General features: G+C 58.8%; 15 protein-coding genes and 2 riboswitches. Of the genes, 6 read left to right on the forward strand and 9 right to left on the reverse strand.

Features of this window, described 5'->3' with window-relative positions:
* Positions 1-16 precede the first annotated feature (16 nt).
* Both N2599_RS17245 and metA read right to left on the reverse strand, forming a co-directional pair.
* Positions 17-1,039, reverse strand: coding sequence for an aldose epimerase family protein (locus tag N2599_RS17245; RefSeq protein ID WP_027512092.1), 1,023 nt, complete (start codon positions 1,037-1,039; stop codon positions 17-19).
* A gap of 121 nt (positions 1,040-1,160) precedes the next feature.
* On the reverse strand, positions 1,161-2,084 hold the full coding sequence (gene metA, locus N2599_RS17250; protein ID WP_027512091.1) for a homoserine O-acetyltransferase MetA: 924 nt from the start codon (positions 2,082-2,084) through the stop codon (positions 1,161-1,163).
* 60 nt (positions 2,085-2,144) lie between these two features.
* A riboswitch (SAM riboswitch) is annotated at positions 2,145-2,222 on the reverse strand.
* 152 nt (positions 2,223-2,374) lie between these two features.
* On the opposite strand from metA, the gene N2599_RS17255 reads away from it, so the two are divergent.
* Positions 2,375-4,210 carry an ABC transporter ATP-binding protein/permease gene (locus N2599_RS17255; protein ID WP_027512090.1) on the forward strand — a complete coding sequence of 612 codons (1,836 nt, stop codon included), beginning with the start codon at positions 2,375-2,377 and terminating at the stop codon, positions 4,208-4,210.
* Positions 4,211-4,258: 48 nt separating this feature from the next.
* Here the strand turns inward: N2599_RS17255 and N2599_RS17260 are convergent, their stop codons facing one another.
* The 3 genes from N2599_RS17260 to N2599_RS17270 are packed head-to-tail and all read right to left on the reverse strand — an operon-like array spanning position 4,259 to position 7,311.
* Entirely contained in the window at positions 4,259-6,085 is a 1,827-nt protein-coding gene (locus N2599_RS17260; protein WP_027512089.1) for an ATP-binding cassette domain-containing protein, read from the reverse strand.
* A gap of 2 nt (positions 6,086-6,087) precedes the next feature.
* Entirely contained in the window at positions 6,088-6,744 is a 657-nt protein-coding gene (locus tag N2599_RS17265; RefSeq protein WP_244915110.1) for a thiamine diphosphokinase, read from the reverse strand.
* 39 nt (positions 6,745-6,783) lie between these two features.
* Positions 6,784-7,311 carry a MarR family winged helix-turn-helix transcriptional regulator gene (locus tag N2599_RS17270; RefSeq protein WP_027512087.1) on the reverse strand — a complete coding sequence of 176 codons (528 nt, stop codon included), beginning with the start codon at positions 7,309-7,311 and terminating at the stop codon, positions 6,784-6,786.
* 117 nt (positions 7,312-7,428) lie between these two features.
* Between N2599_RS17270 and N2599_RS17275 the strand changes: the two genes are divergently transcribed.
* The 5 genes from N2599_RS17275 (at position 7,429) to N2599_RS17295 (ending at position 14,345) form a co-directional block, all read left to right on the forward strand.
* The gene (locus N2599_RS17275; protein ID WP_027512086.1) at positions 7,429-8,967 is read left to right on the forward strand and encodes an MDR family MFS transporter; all 1,539 of its coding nucleotides are present in this window, start codon (positions 7,429-7,431) and stop codon (positions 8,965-8,967) included.
* A 55-nt stretch (positions 8,968-9,022) separates the two neighbouring features.
* A riboswitch (TPP riboswitch) is annotated at positions 9,023-9,134 on the forward strand.
* 48 nt (positions 9,135-9,182) lie between these two features.
* Positions 9,183-10,205, forward strand: coding sequence for a thiamine ABC transporter substrate binding subunit (gene thiB, locus N2599_RS17280; RefSeq protein WP_027512085.1), 1,023 nt, complete (start codon positions 9,183-9,185; stop codon positions 10,203-10,205).
* Entirely contained in the window at positions 10,205-11,842 is a 1,638-nt protein-coding gene (gene thiP / locus N2599_RS17285; protein WP_037142983.1) for a thiamine/thiamine pyrophosphate ABC transporter permease ThiP, read from the forward strand. Before thiB ends, thiP begins: the two co-directional genes overlap by 1 nt.
* Entirely contained in the window at positions 11,829-12,548 is a 720-nt protein-coding gene (locus tag N2599_RS17290) for a thiamine ABC transporter ATP-binding protein (protein WP_027512083.1), read from the forward strand. Before thiP ends, N2599_RS17290 begins: the two co-directional genes overlap by 14 nt.
* Before the next feature lie 252 nt (positions 12,549-12,800).
* Positions 12,801-14,345 carry a M48 family metalloprotease gene (locus N2599_RS17295; protein WP_027512082.1) on the forward strand — a complete coding sequence of 515 codons (1,545 nt, stop codon included), beginning with the start codon at positions 12,801-12,803 and terminating at the stop codon, positions 14,343-14,345.
* Positions 14,346-14,397: 52 nt separating this feature from the next.
* Here N2599_RS17295 and N2599_RS17300 read toward each other — a convergent pair whose 3' ends face one another.
* The 4 genes from N2599_RS17300 to N2599_RS17315 form a co-directional block, all read right to left on the reverse strand.
* Positions 14,398-15,261: an RNA polymerase factor sigma-32 gene (locus N2599_RS17300; RefSeq protein ID WP_027512081.1), complete on the reverse strand. Its 864-nt coding sequence runs from the start codon at positions 15,259-15,261 to the stop codon at positions 14,398-14,400.
* Between the two features lie 384 nt (positions 15,262-15,645).
* Entirely contained in the window at positions 15,646-16,218 is a 573-nt protein-coding gene (locus tag N2599_RS17305; protein WP_027512080.1) for a CarD family transcriptional regulator, read from the reverse strand.
* Positions 16,219-16,590: 372 nt separating this feature from the next.
* Positions 16,591-16,929 carry a ferredoxin FdxA gene (gene fdxA, locus N2599_RS17310; RefSeq protein ID WP_027512079.1) on the reverse strand — a complete coding sequence of 113 codons (339 nt, stop codon included), beginning with the start codon at positions 16,927-16,929 and terminating at the stop codon, positions 16,591-16,593.
* Positions 16,930-17,123: 194 nt separating this feature from the next.
* Entirely contained in the window at positions 17,124-17,528 is a 405-nt protein-coding gene (locus tag N2599_RS17315) for an Hsp15 family ribosome-associated heat shock protein (RefSeq protein ID WP_027512078.1), read from the reverse strand.
* Positions 17,529-17,531 lie beyond the last annotated feature (3 nt).

The raw sequence follows: 17,531 nt of genomic DNA on the forward strand, positions 1-17,531 counted from the left end.
AATATCCCCGCAGAGATCAGCTCTTCGTGAAGATGTAGTCCGTCTCCTGCCGCAGCACGTCGCCTGGGCGCAGCACCGCATTCGGGAAGCCTTCGTGGTTGATTGCATCCGGCCAGACCTGCGTTTCAAGGCAGAAACCGGCAAAGGGCCCGTATTTCCGGCCGCCGATGCCCGGTACCGCAACGTCGAGCTTGAAGCCGGCATAGAACTGCACTCCCGGTTCAGTAGTCCGAACCTCCAGCGAGACACCTGAATTGACGCTGCGTGCCAGTACGACGGAGCGCTTTGCCATGCGTTCCGTCGAAAGGCAGAAATTATGATCGTAAAGCGCCTGCTCTCCACCTTCGAGCCGCTTCATCGGCGCCATTTCGCGGAAATCGAACACCGTGCCTTCGACGGGACGGACCTCGCCGGTCGGAATCTGCTTGTCATTGGTCGGTAGATAATGATCGGCAGCGATCATGATGTCGTGGCCGAGCGCATTCTCGCGGCCGTCGAGGTTGAAATAGGCATGCTGGCAGACATTGGCGAGCGTCGGCTGGTCGGTGGTCGTTTCATAGAGAACCGAGAACTCGCCATTGCCATGGACCCGGTAAGTCGCTTGGACCGTGCAATTGCCCGGATAGCCGGCGCGGCCGTCCGGGTCGACAATCTTCAGCACGACGCGATCGACCTCATGCTCGACGATCGTCCAGTTGCGCTTGGCGATATTGTCGCTTCCGCCATGCAGATGCGAAACGCCCTTTTCGTTGAGTTCGAGCTGATAGGCCTTGCCATCGAGCATGAATTTGCCATCGCCGATGCGGTTGGCGCAGCGGCCGGGCGTCGCGCCGAAATAGGCGGAATGGGCCGGATAGCTGGCAAAGTCCTCGAAGCCGAGCAGGAGAGGGGCATCATGCCCATCGAGCCGGAGATCCTGTATGACCGCACCCCAAGTCATGATCTTGGCGGTGAGACCACCGCCCTTGATCTCGACGCGATAGACGGTTTTGCCGTCCTTCGCCGTTCCGAAAACTTCCCGTTCGAGCTTTTCTGACATGGTCCGCCATTCCCAAATCTGTGTTGATTTCAGGTCGCGAACCTGCCCCCATTTGCCAAGGACCGCAACCACCAAGCACAAAAAGAAACGCTGCAGCCGCAAGGTCAGCGGCGGCTGCAGCTCAGATTTTTGTGCCGATTTCGTCGAGATTATAAGGCGTCGTCTGGTAAATCTCGTTGATCCAGTTGCCGAAGAGCAGATGCGCGTGGCTGCGCCAGCGGTTCTGGGGTGCGAGCGACGGATCGTTATGCGGGAAATAATTGTGCGGCATCTTGATCGGCACCCCGGCATTCACGTCGCGGAAATATTCGTCCGAAAGCGATGTGGAGTCGTATTCCACATGGTTGAACATGTAGAGCCGCTTGCCTTTTTCCTCGTGCGCGAGACACACGCCCATCTCATCGGATTCCATGAGGATTTCGAGGTTTGCGGATTTTTCGATATCGGCGCGCCGGACCTCGGTCCAGCGTGAAACCGGCACCTCGAAATTATCGGAAAAGCCGTTGAGGTAGACAGATGAGGGCTTGAGGTTCTTGTGACGATAGACGCCGAAGGCCTTTTCCTTGAGCTCGTATTTCGGGACCTTGTGGAAATGGTAGATCGCCGCCATTGCGCCCCAGCAAACATTCATGCTCGAATGAACGTTCGTCTCGGTCCAATCGAAGATCTGCTCCATTTCTTTCCAATAGGTCACGTCCTCGTAAGGCAGAGCCTCGATCGGTGCGCCGGTGATAATGAAGCCGTCGAACTTGCGATGCTTTACCTCTTCCCAGGTCTGGTAGAAGGCAAGCAAATGATCTTCGGACGTATTCTTGGCCCTATGGTTTCCAATGCGGACCAGCGAGAGCTCCACCTGCAGCGGCGAAGCGCCCACGAGGCGTGCCATCTGCAACTCCGTCTTGATCTTGTTCGGCATGAGATTGAGAAGCCCGATCTGCAAAGGGCGGATATCCTGACGGATCGCCGCCGTTTCGGTCATCACTCGCACGCCCTCATGAACGAGAGTTTCGAAAGCGGGCAGGGTATCGGGGATCTTGATAGGCATTGCGGTCACTCGATCAAACAAAGGTACCGGCAAACAAAAACCGGCGGCGAAAGAATCGCTACCGGTCCGCACGCGGCCCTTTAGCGATTTATTTAACGTGGCTGCAAGCCGGCCGGCCAAATCACCACGGAGCACACTAAATAGCGCTGGAGCCCACGCGAATCAATCGCGATTCTCGAAGTGGCGCGTTGAACCAAGGTAACTCACGCGTTAATGACTGGTAGAATCTGTTGATAGACAGGGCGCGTCACCATGTTAATCAAAGATCATGGTTCGCATGGAAGAGCATAATGGCAGACGACGTCAAAGTCAGACCGAGCATTCAAGGACAGGATAGGGTAGGTTACGATCTGAGCCTCGGATATCGCCTGAAGCTGATGTTTGCGGCATTCTGGAATTCGAAGGTCCGCAGCAAGATCGTACTTCTCGCGCTGATTCTAGTTGCTGTGATTCTGGCGACCGCTTATGGCCAGGTTATCTTGAATCGCTGGAATGCGCCGTTCTACGATTCCCTACAACGCCGGGACGTCACCGAATTCTTCCATCAGCTTGAGGTTTTCGCACTGATTGCCGGTTCACTGCTGCTCCTGAACGTCGGCCAGGCGTGGCTCAATCAGATGACCGCGCTTTACATGCGCGAAGGGTTAACCCGCGATCTCGTGGATCAATGGCTGAAGCGCAAGCGTGCGCTGCGCCTCGCTTCAACCGGCCTGATCGGCGTCAATCCGGACCAGCGATTGCATGAAGACGCCCGCAATCTTGCGGAAAGCACGACCGGCCTCACGCTCGGCCTCCTCCAGTCGACGATCCTGCTTGTCAGCTTCATCGGCGTTCTCTGGGAGCTTTCGAGCGGCTTCGTCTTCCATTTCCGCACCTATGCCTTTGCCATCCCAGGATATATGGTCTGGGCCGCGATCTTTTATGCGGCGTCCGCCTCGATTCTCAGCCAGATCGTCGGCCGGAAATTGGTGAGGCTGAACGCCGACCGCTTTTCCAAGGAGGCGGAGCTTCGCTTTTCGCTGATGCATGCCAACGAAAATATGCCAGCGATTACCGTTGCCCGCGGCGAGGAAAACGAACGTGAGCGGATCAATGGAGACATCACCTCGGTACTCGCCATCCTGAAGCGCCTGACGATGGCGACCACCAACCTCACCTGGGTTTCGGCCGGCTACGGCTGGCTGGTCATCGTCATTCCGATCATCGTTGCCGCTCCCGCCTATTTTTCGGGAAGCCTGACCTTCGGTGAACTGATGATGTCCGTCGGCGCCTTCAACCAGGTGAACACCGCACTGCGCTGGTATGTCGCCAATTTTGGTCCGATTGCCGAATGGCGTGCCACGTTGATGCGCGTGACTGATTTCCGCCACGCCTTGCAGGGCATGGACGAGCCGCTCAATCCGAAGAATGCGATCGCCTACGAGGATAACGCGGATACGCTGACCCTCAGGAATGTCACGATCGCAGCCAAGCTCGGCGAGGAGATCGACGAGTGCGGCGGCTTTGCCGTTCGCGAGACGGATGTCACGATCAGGGCTGGCGAGAAGGTCATGATCAATGGCGATCACAATGTTAATCGCAAACTGCTGTTCCAGGCGCTCGCCGGCCTCTGGCCCTGCGGCCACGGCAAGATAGGGCTGCCTCCTGCCAAGGACATTCTCTTCTTTCCGCAGGTAGCCTATGTACCGGGCGGCACGCTACGCGAAGCGCTGTCCTTCCCGGAGCCGGCGACCACCTACAATAAGGAAGATGTTGAAACAGCACTTGAAAAAGCCGGCCTTGGTCACCTCGTCACACGTCTCGATACACGAGCCCGCTGGGACAAGGTGCTGGATTCCGACGAGCAGAAGGCGATCGGCTTTGCCCGCCTGCTGCTCGTTCGCCCGCGCTGGATCATTTTCGATGAAGTGCTGGAAGGGCTTGAACTGGAATGGCAATCAACGCTGATTGAGGTACTAACGATGCTGTCCGGGTCCACCATGATCTATATCGGAAGATCCGACGCTTACCTCGAAGCGTTCAATCCGCGCACCTTGCATTTGCACCCGCTGGCGGCAAAAATCGAGCAACCGACTGTTCCAAAGACCGGGACTGGCACAGCGCATGCACCGGCTCCTGCCCTTTGAATAGTTGGTTAACATCTGCCACATGAAACAGTAAGGCGCACTTTCCTATCAGCCTTCCAGCTCTTCGCGCAGCATTTCGAGCTCCAGCCATTCCTCTTCCATTGTCGTCAGGCTGTCGCGTAGCTTTTCCATCTCCGCCGCAAACCGATTGAAGGTGGCGGGATCCTTGCTGAATAGATTGGGGTCTGCCATCTTTTCTTCGCGCTTTGCGATTTCAGCTTCTGCTTTGGCTATCTCCTTCGGCAGGTTTTCGAGGGCGAATTTCTGCTTGTAGGAGAGCTTGACCTTGCCCTTCGAGGCGTCTGCTGCAGGTGTCGTGGGCTCAGCTCTCGGCTTTTCCGCGGCCTTTTCGGCCCTCCTTCGCTCCTCCATTGCGCCCTTGCGCTGGGCAAGCATGTCGGAATAGCCGCCGGCATACTCGATCCAGCGCCCATCGGGCGCATCGGGAACGGTGGGTGCAATGGTCGATGTCACCGTACGGTCGAGAAAATCGCGGTCGTGGCTGACGACGATGACGGTGCCGGGGAACCCGGCCACGATTTCCTGCAGCAGGTCGAGAGTCTCGAGATCGAGATCGTTGGTTGGTTCGTCGAGGATCAAAAGGTTGGTCGGCCGAGAGAGGATGCGCGCCAGCATCAGCCGCGCGCGCTCGCCGCCCGACAAGTTCTTGATCGGCGTGCGCGCCTGTTCCGGCTGAAAGAGGAATTCCTTCATGTAACCGGTCACATGCCGCTGCTCGCCGTTCACCAGCAGGCTCTCGCCGCGCCCGTCTGTCAGGTAGTTCGCGAGCGTATTCTCTGGATCGATATCGTCGCGCTTCTGGTCGAGTGTTGCAATTTCGAGGTTGGTGCCGAGCTTCACCGTGCCGCTATCCGGCGCGAGCTGTCCCGTCAGCATCTTCAGAAGCGTCGTCTTTCCCGCACCGTTTGGCCCGACCAGGCCGATGCAATCGCCGCGATGGACGCGGATCGAAAACGGCGCCACGATCAAACGGTGGCCGAAGGTCTTGGTAATCTTCTCTGCTTCGATCACGAGTTTGCCGGATTCCTGCGCGTCGGACACGGCAGCCTGCACAGTTCCCTGTGGCCCCTTGTGGCCCCGATACTGGGAGCGCATGGTTTGCAGTTCGCCGAGGCGGCGCATATTGCGCTTGCGCCGCGCCGTCACGCCGTAACGCAGCCAATGCTCCTCGCGCTCGATCGCCTTACCAAGTTTGTGTTGTTCCAGCTCTTCCGCCTCAAGCACTTGATCGCGCCAGGCTTCGAAATGCGCAAAGCCACGGTCGAGCCGCCGCGACGTGCCGCGGTCGAGCCAGACGGTCGCGGTCGAGACCTTTTCGAGGAAACGACGGTCGTGGGAAATTAGGACCAGCGCGCTCCGGCTTTTCTGAAGTTCACCTTCCAGCCATTCGATAGTCGGAAGGTCGAGATGGTTCGTCGGCTCATCAAGTAGGAGAATATCCGGTTCGGGCGCCAGCACGCGGGCAAGCGCGGCCCGTCGCGCTTCGCCGCCAGAGAGGTTGTTCGGGTCCTCTTCGCCGGTGAGGCCGAGATGCGAGAGAAGGTAGGCCACGCGATAAGGATCATCGCCCGGTCCGAGACCGGCTTCCGCATAAGCTTGCACGGTCTTGAACCCCGCAAAATCCGGAGCCTGCTCCAGATAGCGCACCGTCGAGGACGGATGGCGGAAAACCTCGCCCGATTGCGCTTCAACGATCCCGGCCGCGATCTTCAGAAGGGTCGATTTGCCCGAACCGTTGCGGCCGACCAGACAGATCTTGTCGCCGGACTCGACTTGCAGGTTCGCGCCGGCCAAGAGAGGCGTGCCGCCGAAGTTCAGGAAGATATCATCGAGTTTCAGGATGGGAGGGGCCAAAATCAGACTCCGGAAAGATCATAGGGACGGGCAAGGATGATCGCCCGGCCGCTGCCGAGCGTGAAGCGAACCTTGCCTTCCGCAACGTTGGAAATGGTGCGCGAGGAGCCGAAGGGCAAATGAAAATCGGCGAGCGGGTAGCGTGCATTCTCGATGAAAAGACCATGCAGCTCGCTGAAGCCGGACACCGAAAACAAACTGTTCTTCGGCAAGTCGAGCACGATCGAACCGGCGAGAAGCGGCACGGCCTCCTCCGTTCCGGAGGTGAGCAGAATGTCAAAACCCTCTTCGGCGAGGCTGACGGCATAGAGCAGGTGCTGCAGCGCATGGTCCGAGCGCTCGCCACTGAGCGCGCCGGCAAGGACCAGGCGCCGTGCACCGCGGGCAATTGCCTCTGCCACGGCGATTTCGCCGTCCGTTGCGGCCTTGGCGGCGGGGTAGGGCTGTTTCGGGACGTCCGGAAACGTGCCTTCCAGATCCGGCGGCGTCGAATCAAAATCCCCGACCCAAAGCTCCGGAACCACGCCGAGTGCTGCCGCATGCCGCATGCCGCCGTCGGCCGCGATGAAGCGGCTGCCCGAGATTGCAGAACGCAGACGTTCGGTCGGGCTGAGTTCGCCGCCGAGCAGGATCGTGAAGATGGATTGGCTCATGGGCATGCCCATAGCGCAAAGCGGGGGTCAAGGGAAAGGGGCAGGTCAGCCGGGCATATCCTTGTCGCGCGACAGGAAGACCTTTTCGTAGCCGCCGATGAAACGCTCGAAGAGCGCGGCAAAGGCATCCACATCCTCTTTCGGCCAATCGGCCACGATCTCGGAAACGATCGACAGCTTCTGCGCCTTGATTTCCGAAAGAAGCCGCTGTCCAAGCGGAGTCATCACGACGATGATGCGCCGTGCGTCCGCCTGCGATGCCTCGCGGCGAAGCACGTCGCGTCCGACCATATCCGCGACCACGCGGCTTGCGCGAGATGGGTCGATGCGCAGCATCTCGGCGATCGCGCCAACTGTGACTTCGCCGGCCGGCTGGGCCCTGCGGATCGCATCCAAAACATCGAGATGGGAGAGCTCGAGACCCGGCGCCACACTCTGGATCGCCAGCCGCCCAATCAGCCGGCGGCCGGTCATCAGGCGCATGCGGGTCATGCTCCGGCCAATGCGGGGAACGCCGTCCACATCAAGAGACGTGGCGTCGGATTCATCAGGTTTGGACGCGGTTTTGCTCATATATGAATCATAACAGAGCGTTTGCCAAATGAGAACATGCTTGCGTCATTCGCATGCCATTGACATTTATATGCCATAGGCACATAAACAACCCGTAAAAGTCGGATTAATGTTTTCATGGATATGCAAACAGTACCCACGCCGCTCGTGACGGATCACCGGCGGCGGCTCATCCTCTTCTTTTTCCTGATGACGGCCATGTTCATGGCGACGCTCGATAATCAGATCGTCTCGACGGCACTTCCAACGATCGTCGGCGAGTTCGGTCATTTGGAGCGCTTCGGATGGATCGGCTCGGCCTATTTGCTGTCGCTCAGCGCCGTCATGCCGGTCTACGGCAAGCTCGGCGATCTGTTTGGCCGCAAATATGTGATGATGACGTCAGTCGCCATATTCACCATCGGCTCGGCCGTATGCGGTTTGGCCGTGTCGATGAATACGCTGATTGCTGCTCGCATTCTGCAGGGACTTGGCGGTGGTGGCATTATGGTTTCAATCTTTGCCGTCAACGCCGATCTCTTCGAACCGCGCGAAAGAGCCCGCTACCAGAGTTACTCCAGCCTCGTCCTTATGGCGTCGAGCGCCGTTGGACCAGTTCTTGGCGGCATGATGAGCGACCTCTTCGGCTGGCGTTCGATCTTTCTCATCAATGTGCCCATCGGCTTTGCCGTGCTCGCGGGCCTTGCCTTCATGCTACCCTACCGCAAGCCGCATCGCCGCCCGAAGATCGACTACGCCGGCGCAGCACTTTTGGCGATGACAACGACGAGCATTGTGTTGACGGCCGATGGCAGCCAACTTTTCGGCTCTCTCGTTTCGCCTCTAAGTCTGAGCATCATCGGCTTCGGCGCCATCTGCGCGATCGCCTGGGTTTTTGTGGAGCGTCGTGCGCCCGAGCCGATCCTGCCGCTGCCGCTCTTTCGCAATTCGACCTTCAGCCTCTTGCTGGTGATCTCCGTCATGAGTGGTGGAATCGCGATCGGCATGGTGAATTATTTTGCGCTGTTTCTGCAGACGACCACGGGCCTTTCGCCATCGCGGGCGGGCTTGCTCTTCATTCTTCTCACGGGCGGGCTGGTTTGCGGTTCGCTTTCCGCCGGGCGGATCATTTCGAAGACAGGACGCTACAAACCCTTCGCAGTTGCAAGCTTCTCGTGCAGTGCGGTCGCCTTCGCCACGCTCTCGCAAGTTCATGCAGGTACCCCGATCGCCTTCATCGGCGCGCTCATGATGATACATGGGATCGGCATCGGTCTCGCTCAGCAGGTGCCGGTGATCGGCGTGCAGAATGCAGCTCATGCCGGTGATGTCGGCGCCGCGACCGGCTCTGTGACCCTTTCGCGAATGGGCGGCGCCTCGATCGCCATTTCGATCTATGGCGCGATTATCGGCTCGCAGCTTGCAAAAATCGGCCACTCCATTCCCCTTGTTGCCGATGTCGAGCAACTGACGCCGAAGATGATGGCTGCCCTTCCCGAAGCAAGCCGCCTGGCTGTCGCCGATGCTTATGCCGCAGCCTTCATGCCGCTCTTCATGACCTCCTGCGCCATTGCCCTGATAGGGCTTGCAGCGGCACTCATGCTGAGGCCGGTTCAGCTCCCTCGATCGCGTGAAGAGATAAGTCCGGCAACAGCGGCCGCCGAAGCTGCCGAATAGGCGCGGAAGCTCCGCTTCGCCCTTGTCACAGCGACTTCATGACGATACATCTGCCGACGCTCTAACGGGGTGCCGCGTGTCCGAAGACATCCGGCTGAGAGGCTTCGAGCCAACCCGCGGAACCTGATCCGGTTAACACCGGCGGAGGGATTAGACGCGTGACATTCGGCAACGCCCTTTTCCCGTTCAAACGAAACTCAAGGAGGAGGCGTGCCATGTCCGGCCGCACATCGATCATCTCTTCGCTGACCGCAGCATTTTTCGCCGCGACGCTTGGCTTGTCTGCCGCGCACGCCGCGGGAAAGACGCTCACCATCTATACTTATGAAAGCTTCACGTCCGAATGGGGACCTGGACCTAAGGTCAAGGAGGCCTTTGAGGAGACCTGCGGCTGCACGGTCAATTTCGTCAGCGTTGCCGATGGCGTCGCACTGCTTTCGCGCTTGAAGCTCGAGGGGAGCTCCACCAAAGCCGACGTCGTCCTCGGCATCGACACGAGCCTTGTCACCGAAGCCAAGGAAACCGGCCTGTTCGACGCAAGCGGCGTCGATGCCGGCGCTCTGAAGGTGCCGGGCGGCTTCGTGGACGATGTCTTCGTTCCCTACGACTACGGCCACTTTGCGATCATCTACGACACACAGACGATCAAGAACCCGCCGCAGAGCATGAAGGATCTGGTCGAGGGCGATCCCGCGCAGAAGATCGTCATCGAGGATCCGCGAACCTCGACGCCCGGTCTCGGCCTGCTGCTCTGGATCAAATCCATTTACGGCGATAAGGCGCCGGAAGCTTGGGCCAGACTCAAGAACCGCATCCTGACGGTCACGCCCGGCTGGTCCGAAGCCTATGGCCTGTTCACCAAGGGTGAGGCACCGATGGTGCTCTCGTACACCACGTCCCCAGCCTACCATATGGTCGTCGAAAAAACTGATCGCTATCAGGCCGCAGCTTTCTCTGAAGGCCATTTTATCCAGATCGAAGTCGCAGGTCTTCTGAAGAATGCTCCGACCAAGGATCTCGCTCGCGACTTCCTGAAATTCATGGTGACACCCGCCTTCCAGGATACCATCCCGACGAACAATTGGATGATGCCCGTTTCTGCAACCTCTGAGCCGCTCCCCGACGCCTTTAACAAGCTCGTCAATCCGGCCAAGACCTTCTCGATGAGCCCTGACGACGTCGCCAGGAACCGCAAGGCCTGGATCGACGAGTGGCTCGCAGCGATGAGCATGAACTGATGCTGCAGACCGCAGCTGAACAACAGCGTGCATTGACCGGCGGGGCGATCAGCCTCGCCGCCGTCACGTTGTTTGTCGGCCTTGCAGCATTCTCGTTGCTTTTTGCCGGCGGGGGATCGGCCATCGCCGGCATTCTTTTCGATCCTTATATTCTGCGTGTGCTGCGCTTCACGCTGCTGCAAGCGCTGCTTTCAACCGCACTTTCCATCGCCTTAGCAATTCCGGTTGCACGCGCGCTCGCTCGCCAGCCGCATTTTATAGGCCGCATCTGGATCATCCGCCTGATGGCGGTTCCAATGGGGCTGCCAGTGCTGATCGGAGCACTCGGCCTGATTGGCATATGGGGCAGGCAGGGGTTGTTGAACTCTCTGCTGGTGAAGGTCGGGCTCGACGAACCGATAAGCATCTATGGGCTCACGGGCATCCTTCTCGCCCATATCTTCTTCAACCTGCCGCTTGCCTGCCGGCTGATCCTCGCGGGTCTCGAACGAGTGCCTGCCGAATACTGGCTGATGGCAAGCGGTCTCGGCATGCGGCCCCGCTCGGTTTTCCGCTTCATTGAATGGCCGGCGATCCGCCCGCTCATTCCCGGGATCGGTGGATTGATCTTCATGCTCTGCGCCACCAGCTTCACGCTGGTGCTGACCCTCGGCGGTGGCCCGGCGGCGACCACGATCGAAGTTGCGATCTACCAGTCGCTTCGCTTCGATTTCGATCCCGGCCGCGCAATCGCCTTGTCGCTCCTGCAGATCGCGCTCACGGCGGCGATCCTGGGCGCGATGGCATTCTTTCCACCGGCCGGAGATGAAGGCTTGACCACAGGCAGGGACATCAAGCGGCTGGATGGCAAAAGCCCAGGTGCCAGATTGGCCGACAGGCTGTTGTTGCTGATCGCCGTGCTTTTCCTCGGCTTGCCGCTTCTATCCGTTATCGCGGCAGGATTGCATGCCGATCTCATAAAGCTGCTGCAGGAGCCGATCTTCTGGCAGTCGGCCGGAACAAGCTTCGCAATCTCGCTTACCGCGGCTCTGCTCTCGGTCGCCCTTTCGATGGCCATGATACGTGCCCGGCATGCAATTGTATCGAAACGGCGGCGAGGCATTACCGACCGATCCTTTTTTGCGGCCATGGGCAGCGCTTCGTCGATGGTCCTGCTCGTGCCGCCGATCGTGCTTGCGACCGGATGGTTCATGGCACTGCGGCCTTTCGGCGATGCGACGCGCTTTGCAGCCTTGCTCGTCGTTCTCATCAATATGCTGATGGCGCTTCCCTTTGTCATGCGCGTGCTGGAGCCGGCCTATGTTGTGCATCAGCGCCGGACGCAGAAACTGTCCGCAAGCCTGGGTATTGCGGGCGCGGCCCGATTGAGATTCATAGACTGGCCGGGCTTGAAGAAGCCGCTGCTCACTGCCCTGTCATTCGCCATGGCGCTCTCACTTGGCGATCTTGGCGCCGTCGCGCTCTTTGGCTCCGAGGGTTTTGTCACATTGCCCTGGCTCGTTTATAGCCGCATGGGCAGCTACAGGACGAACGACGCCGACGGCCTTGCGCTTATCCTCGGCGTTGTTTGTCTACTGCTGACGATCGCTGGAACCGCAGGCCAGCCAAGGCGGGAGAATGGCAATGACGGCCGCTGATCAAGCCGGGATCGAAATGGAGGACGTGCGCTTGAAGCTCGGCACGCACGCTTTCCATTTCGATTGCCGTCTGCCGGCCGGCCGGATCGTCGCCGTGAGCGGCCCTTCCGGCGCCGGAAAGTCAACTTTTCTCAATCTGCTCGCCGGCTTTGAACGACCTGACGTCGGCCGCATTCGGATGCGCGGCGCCGATGTGACGGCGGCCTATCCGGCGGAGCGTCCAGTCTCGGTCGTCTTCCAGGACAACAATCTCTTTGCCCATCTCGATCTCTTCACCAATGTCGGTCTGGGGATCGATTCGACATTGAAGCTCACTGCCGAGGACCGGCGAAACATTTCTGAGGCGTTCGAGAAGGTCGGCCTCGCCAATTTCGAACGGCGTATGCCCGCAACGCTTTCCGGCGGGGAGCGGCAGCGAGCAGCGTTTGCGCGGGCGCTCGTGCGAAAGCGCGCCGTTCTGCTCCTGGATGAACCTTTTGCCGCACTTGATCCGGGCTTGCGCGCAGACATGGCCGAGCTGCTGCTCGGCTTGCATATGGAGACCGGCAACACGGTGATCATCGTTTCGCATGATCCCGACGAGGTGCGTCGCATCGCCGACTACGGTGTCTTTATCGATAAAGGGGCGATCGTTCTTGCCGCGCCACTCTCCGATTATCTCGCGCGGGAGGACATGCCTGCGCTACGGCAATTTCTGCGCCGCTGACGAATCTCACGCTTGCACTGGCACTTTCGCCACAATTTCATCCGAGCGAGAGGACACCCTAACGATGCCACGCTTGCTAAAATACAACGGCGCTACAATTAAGCAGAGTCTCGCTATGCAACCGATGCGGAAATCAGTTACAGCAATGGCTTGTGTCTTCCCGTTGTGCAGTGCGAGAACCGGGATGGACGACTGTTGAACCCCGTTGGAAGCGGCCGGATCAGACATGCGGCAAACCGGCCTAAAAGCAAGATGACTCGGAGAGCCAGACTGGACAGCATGACGACGTGGAAACGCCCCGCGCCCTCCAGTAACGTGCTTTCTGTGCCATACCGGTGGAGCCGCCGCGCATTACTGGTGTCTGCGGCCGCAATTGCGCTTAATGGCTGCCAGTCGATCATCGAACAATCGTATCAGCCGACCGTCTCTCCCTCTGCCAATCCGCAGATCGTCGATGAAGTACAAAAGAACGATCCACGTGCCGCCATGGGTGCGCGCGAACATCCGCGTATCGTTGCGAGCTACGGCGGCGAATACAAGGATGCCAAGACCGAACGCCTCGTTGCCCGCATTGCCGGCGCGCTGACGGCGGTTTCGGAAAATCCGAGCCAGTCCTATCGCATCACGATTTTGAATTCACCGGCGATCAATGCTTTTGCACTGCCGGGCGGCTATCTCTATGTAACCCGCGGCCTGCTGGCACTCGCCAACGATGCTTCGGAAGTCGCAGCCGTGCTGTCGCATGAAATGGGTCACGTGACGGCCAATCACGGCATCGAGCGGCAGAAGCGCGAAGAGGCTGAGGTCATTGCAAGCCGCGTGGTTGCCGAGGTGCTGTCGAGCGACATCGCTGGTAAGCAAGCTCTCGCGCGAGGCAAGCTGCGTCTTGCGGCTTTCTCCCGCCAGCAGGAACTGCAGGCCGACGTGATTGGTGTGCGCATGCTTGGCGAAGCGGGTTATGACCCTTATGCCGCCACGCGCTTCCTCGATTCGATGGCGGCCTACAGCCGCTTCATGTCTGCCGATCCTGACGCCGACCAAAGCCTGGACTTCCTTTCGAGCCACCCGAACTCGGTGCAGCGTATCGAGCTTTCGCGCGATCACGCCCGCGCCTTCGGCCAGGAAGGGACGGTCGGTGACAAGGGAAGGGGCTACTATCTCGATGGCATCGACGGCCTTCTCTATGGCGACAGTCCGGAGGAAGGCTATGTTCGCGGCCAGACCTTCCTGCATGGCGGTCTCGGCATTCGCTTCGATGTGCCGCCGGATTTCAGCATCGACAACAAAGTCGAAGCCGTCATGGCAACCGGTCCGGGAGACGTGGCTATCCGCTTTGACGGCGTTGCCGGCAACGACAACCAGAGCTTGACGAATTACATTTCGAGCGGCTGGGTCACTGGTCTCGATCCTTCGACGATCCGGCCGATCACCGTTAACGGCATGGAAGCGGCAACGGCCCGTGCCACAGCGGATCGATGGGATTTCGATGTTACGGTGGTGCGCAATAATTCGCAGATCTTCCGCTTCCTGACGGCCGTTCCAAAGGGCAGTGCCGTCTTGCAGCAGACGGCAGACGTGTTGCGCGCCAGCTTCCGCCGCATGACGCCGCAGGAGGCGGCAACGCTGAAGCCCCTGAGAATCCGCGTCGTCACCGTTCGTCCCGGCGAAAACGTCGCAACGCTGGCGGCCCGAATGCTTGGCACGGATCGTAAACTCGACCTCTTCAAACTGATCAATGCCCTGCGGGCCGGCGGCACGGTTTCGCCCGGCGACCGCGTGAAGATCATTTCCGAATAAAAAAGAACCCGGCTTTCACCGGGTGAGTTTGTGCTGCTGGGAGTAAAGGCTCTTAGGCGTGAGCCGCCATATGCGGATCCGCATTGACAAGCGCGCTGCGCAATTTTTCCATGGCGCGGCTTTCGATCTGGCGAACGCGTTCCTTCGAAATTCCGAGATCGGCGCCGAGTTCCTCGAGCGTCGCGCCTTCTTCGGCAAGGCGGCGCGCTGCAATGATCTTCATTTCGCGCTCATTGAGATGTTTCAGCGCCGATGTCAGCCAGATACGGCGGCGTTCACCGTCAATCATGTTGGAAACCTGCTCGTCCGGCAGCGGATCATCGCTGACAAGGAAATCCATCTTCTCCGCGCTGTCAGCATCGCCGGAGACCGAAGGTGCCTGCAGCGAGGCGTCATTGCCCGAAAGACGCGCATCCATCGTCTGAACGTCGGCAAGGCTGACACCCAAGGCAGCCGCGATCTCCTGATGGATGGATTGAAGGGTGAGATGCGAGTCGCCTCTGGCAAGCTTGGCGCGGAGGCGGCGCAGATTGAAGAAAAGGGCCTTCTGCGCGGAACTCGTGCCGCCGCGAACAATCGACCAGTTGCGCAGGATATAGTCCTGGATCGACGCGCGGATCCACCAGCTTGCATAGGTGGAGAAGCGCACCTCGCGCTCCGGCTCAAAGCGGGCAGCGGCCTCAAGAAGTCCGACATAACCTTCCTGTACGAGATCGCTCATTGGCAGACCGAAATTCCGGAACTTGCCCGCCATGGAAATAACGAGGCGCATGTGAGCCATCGCGATCTGGTTTCGCGCGCCGCGATCCTCATTGTCCTTCCAGCGAATAGCGAGGTTATGTTCTTCTTCCCGAGCAAGATAGGGAGCCGCCATGGCGATTTTGATCATACGCCGGTCTGCAGACATGTTCTTCATATCGGTCTCCTAAAAATCAGGCCTCGTGCCCCTGAAAGAAACAAACAAGATCCGTTTCCGGAACATCGCTGTCCGAACCAATCCAGCGTCTGAATTGCATAAAGGCCCCGCTTCTGGATTTTTCAGGAGGGGGCCCTATCTCTTCATCATGTGCCGTTAAGGCAGTAAAGCTGGACCTGTTTCTTCAAGTTGCCGGCAGGGCAAATTGGGGAAGGCATGATCCGCTCCTCATCGAACGTTGACAGGAATGCGAACGTTCGAGGGGACGAATATTTCCCGATGCAGCCCGCATTTACGCTATTTAAACGCGGCTAGCCGGGAAAAGTTCCACAAAAAAAACCCGGCACGCAGGCCGGGCTTTTTCCTAGGGAAAACAATGCTGTATTAAGCGGCTTCGTCCTGCGACTCGTCCTCTTCGGTTGCCTTGCCGCGCTTCGGACCCTTGTTGAGGTTCGTCTCGACAAGGCGGACGGCTTCAGTTTCCGACATCTTGTTCACCGCAGCGATTTCACGCGCCATGCGATCGAGTGCGGCTTCGTAGAGCTGGCGTTCGGAATAGGATTGCTCAGGCTGGTTTTCAGCGCGATAGAGATCGCGAACGACTTCGGCGATGGAAATCAGGTCGCCGGAATTGATCTTGGCATCATATTCCTGGGCACGGCGGGACCACATCGTACGCTTGACGCGCGCCTTGCCTTGCACAACCTTCAGAGCGCGCTCGACGAAATCAGTTTCAGACAGCTTGCGCATGCCGATGTTCATTGCCTTGGCAACCGGAACCTTCAGGCGCATCTTGTCCTTCTCGAAATCGATAACGAAAAGTTCGAGCTTCATGCCGGCGACTTCTTGCTCTTCGATAGCGGTGATGTTACCGACGCCGTGAGCGGGGTATACGATCGATTCACCGGTCTTGAAGCCGTGGCGTGCTGCTGAAGGTTTTTTCTGCTGGGTCGTCATACTAGTCAAAAACTCCCTGTTACGCGTCCGGCAGCGGCCGGAGCCGGGTCAGTCAGGCCCGGATGAGACGGATCCGCTCCGTCGGGTGACTTCACTCTGGTCTCACCAGACAGAAGCAAAAGAAATCCTTGCGCGCGATCGACGATCGAACGGCTCAAGGTGTTGATATCTCACGGGGAACCGCGTACGGATTTCTCTTGCTTTCGTGATGGCTTCGGCACGCTTCGTGCCTCAAATGGATCAGTTTCCGAAAACTATCATAAAAATATGAGGAAATCAATAATTTGCTTAATGTGAGCCATGCGGGCAACACATGGCACCTATATGAACGGAGCATCATATAAACGTTTACGCCCGGCTCTGATCCCGATTTCAATCGCCGGAGCCGGGCTTTTCGGAGAAATACCTCTCGAATTTGCCGACCTCTCCGTCCATTTCCTTGGCCTCCGCCATCGGTTCTTTCTTGATCGTGATGTTGGGCCAGATGCTGGCATATTCCGCATTAATCTTGAGCCACTTGTCGAGCCCCGGTTCGGTATCCGGCTTGATGGCCTCGGCGGGACATTCGGGTTCGCAGACACCGCAGTCGATGCACTCATCCGGGTGAATGACGAGAAAATTTTCGCCTTCATAGAAACAATCGACGGGGCAGACTTCCACACAATCGGTATATTTGCAGCGAATGCAATTGTCGGTCACGACATAGGTCATGAAGAACTCCAGGATTTTCACGAAAGCGGGGCCGGGCAACCTGGAACGTCGCGCCTTTCCCCTGGCCGGAGGACAGCGTGGACAGGCTTGGGAGGCAAGCACACTGTCCGGCAAGTTGACTGTGACGTATCGGCTTTGTGGCCGGATTTCAAGAATAAACGATCTGCCAAGCAGGCTCTGGCTGATAGAGTTTTCTAATCCTCGTCGGGCAATAGCCGATCGGTTGCACGCCGCTCCTTTTTCGTCGGCCGGCCGCTGCCGGCTGCACGGATGGCTTGCTCATAGGACGTGAGACGTTTTGTCTCACCCTGCGGCGGCGTGAGATCCTCGTAAAGCAGTTTTGCTTCCCCGAAAGGCCCGCGCCTCTCGCCCGGTGCCTTCACGATCAGAACCACATCCCGGCGCTCGAGTGCCAGTTCGACACGGTCGCCTGCCTTTACGATCTGGCTGGGTTGCTGTACGCGCTCGCCGTTGATACGAACGCGGCCTGATTGGATGTGGCTTTGCGCCAGAGAGCGTGATTTCACCATGCGCGTGAAGAACAGCCACTTGTCGATGCGCTGCCGCGAACCGCTCCCTGGCTGTGTCTCCCCGCTCATTGG

The organism is Rhizobium sullae, assembly GCF_025200715.1.
In the GTDB taxonomy this organism is placed as follows: Bacteria; Pseudomonadota; Alphaproteobacteria; order Rhizobiales; family Rhizobiaceae; genus Rhizobium; species Rhizobium sullae.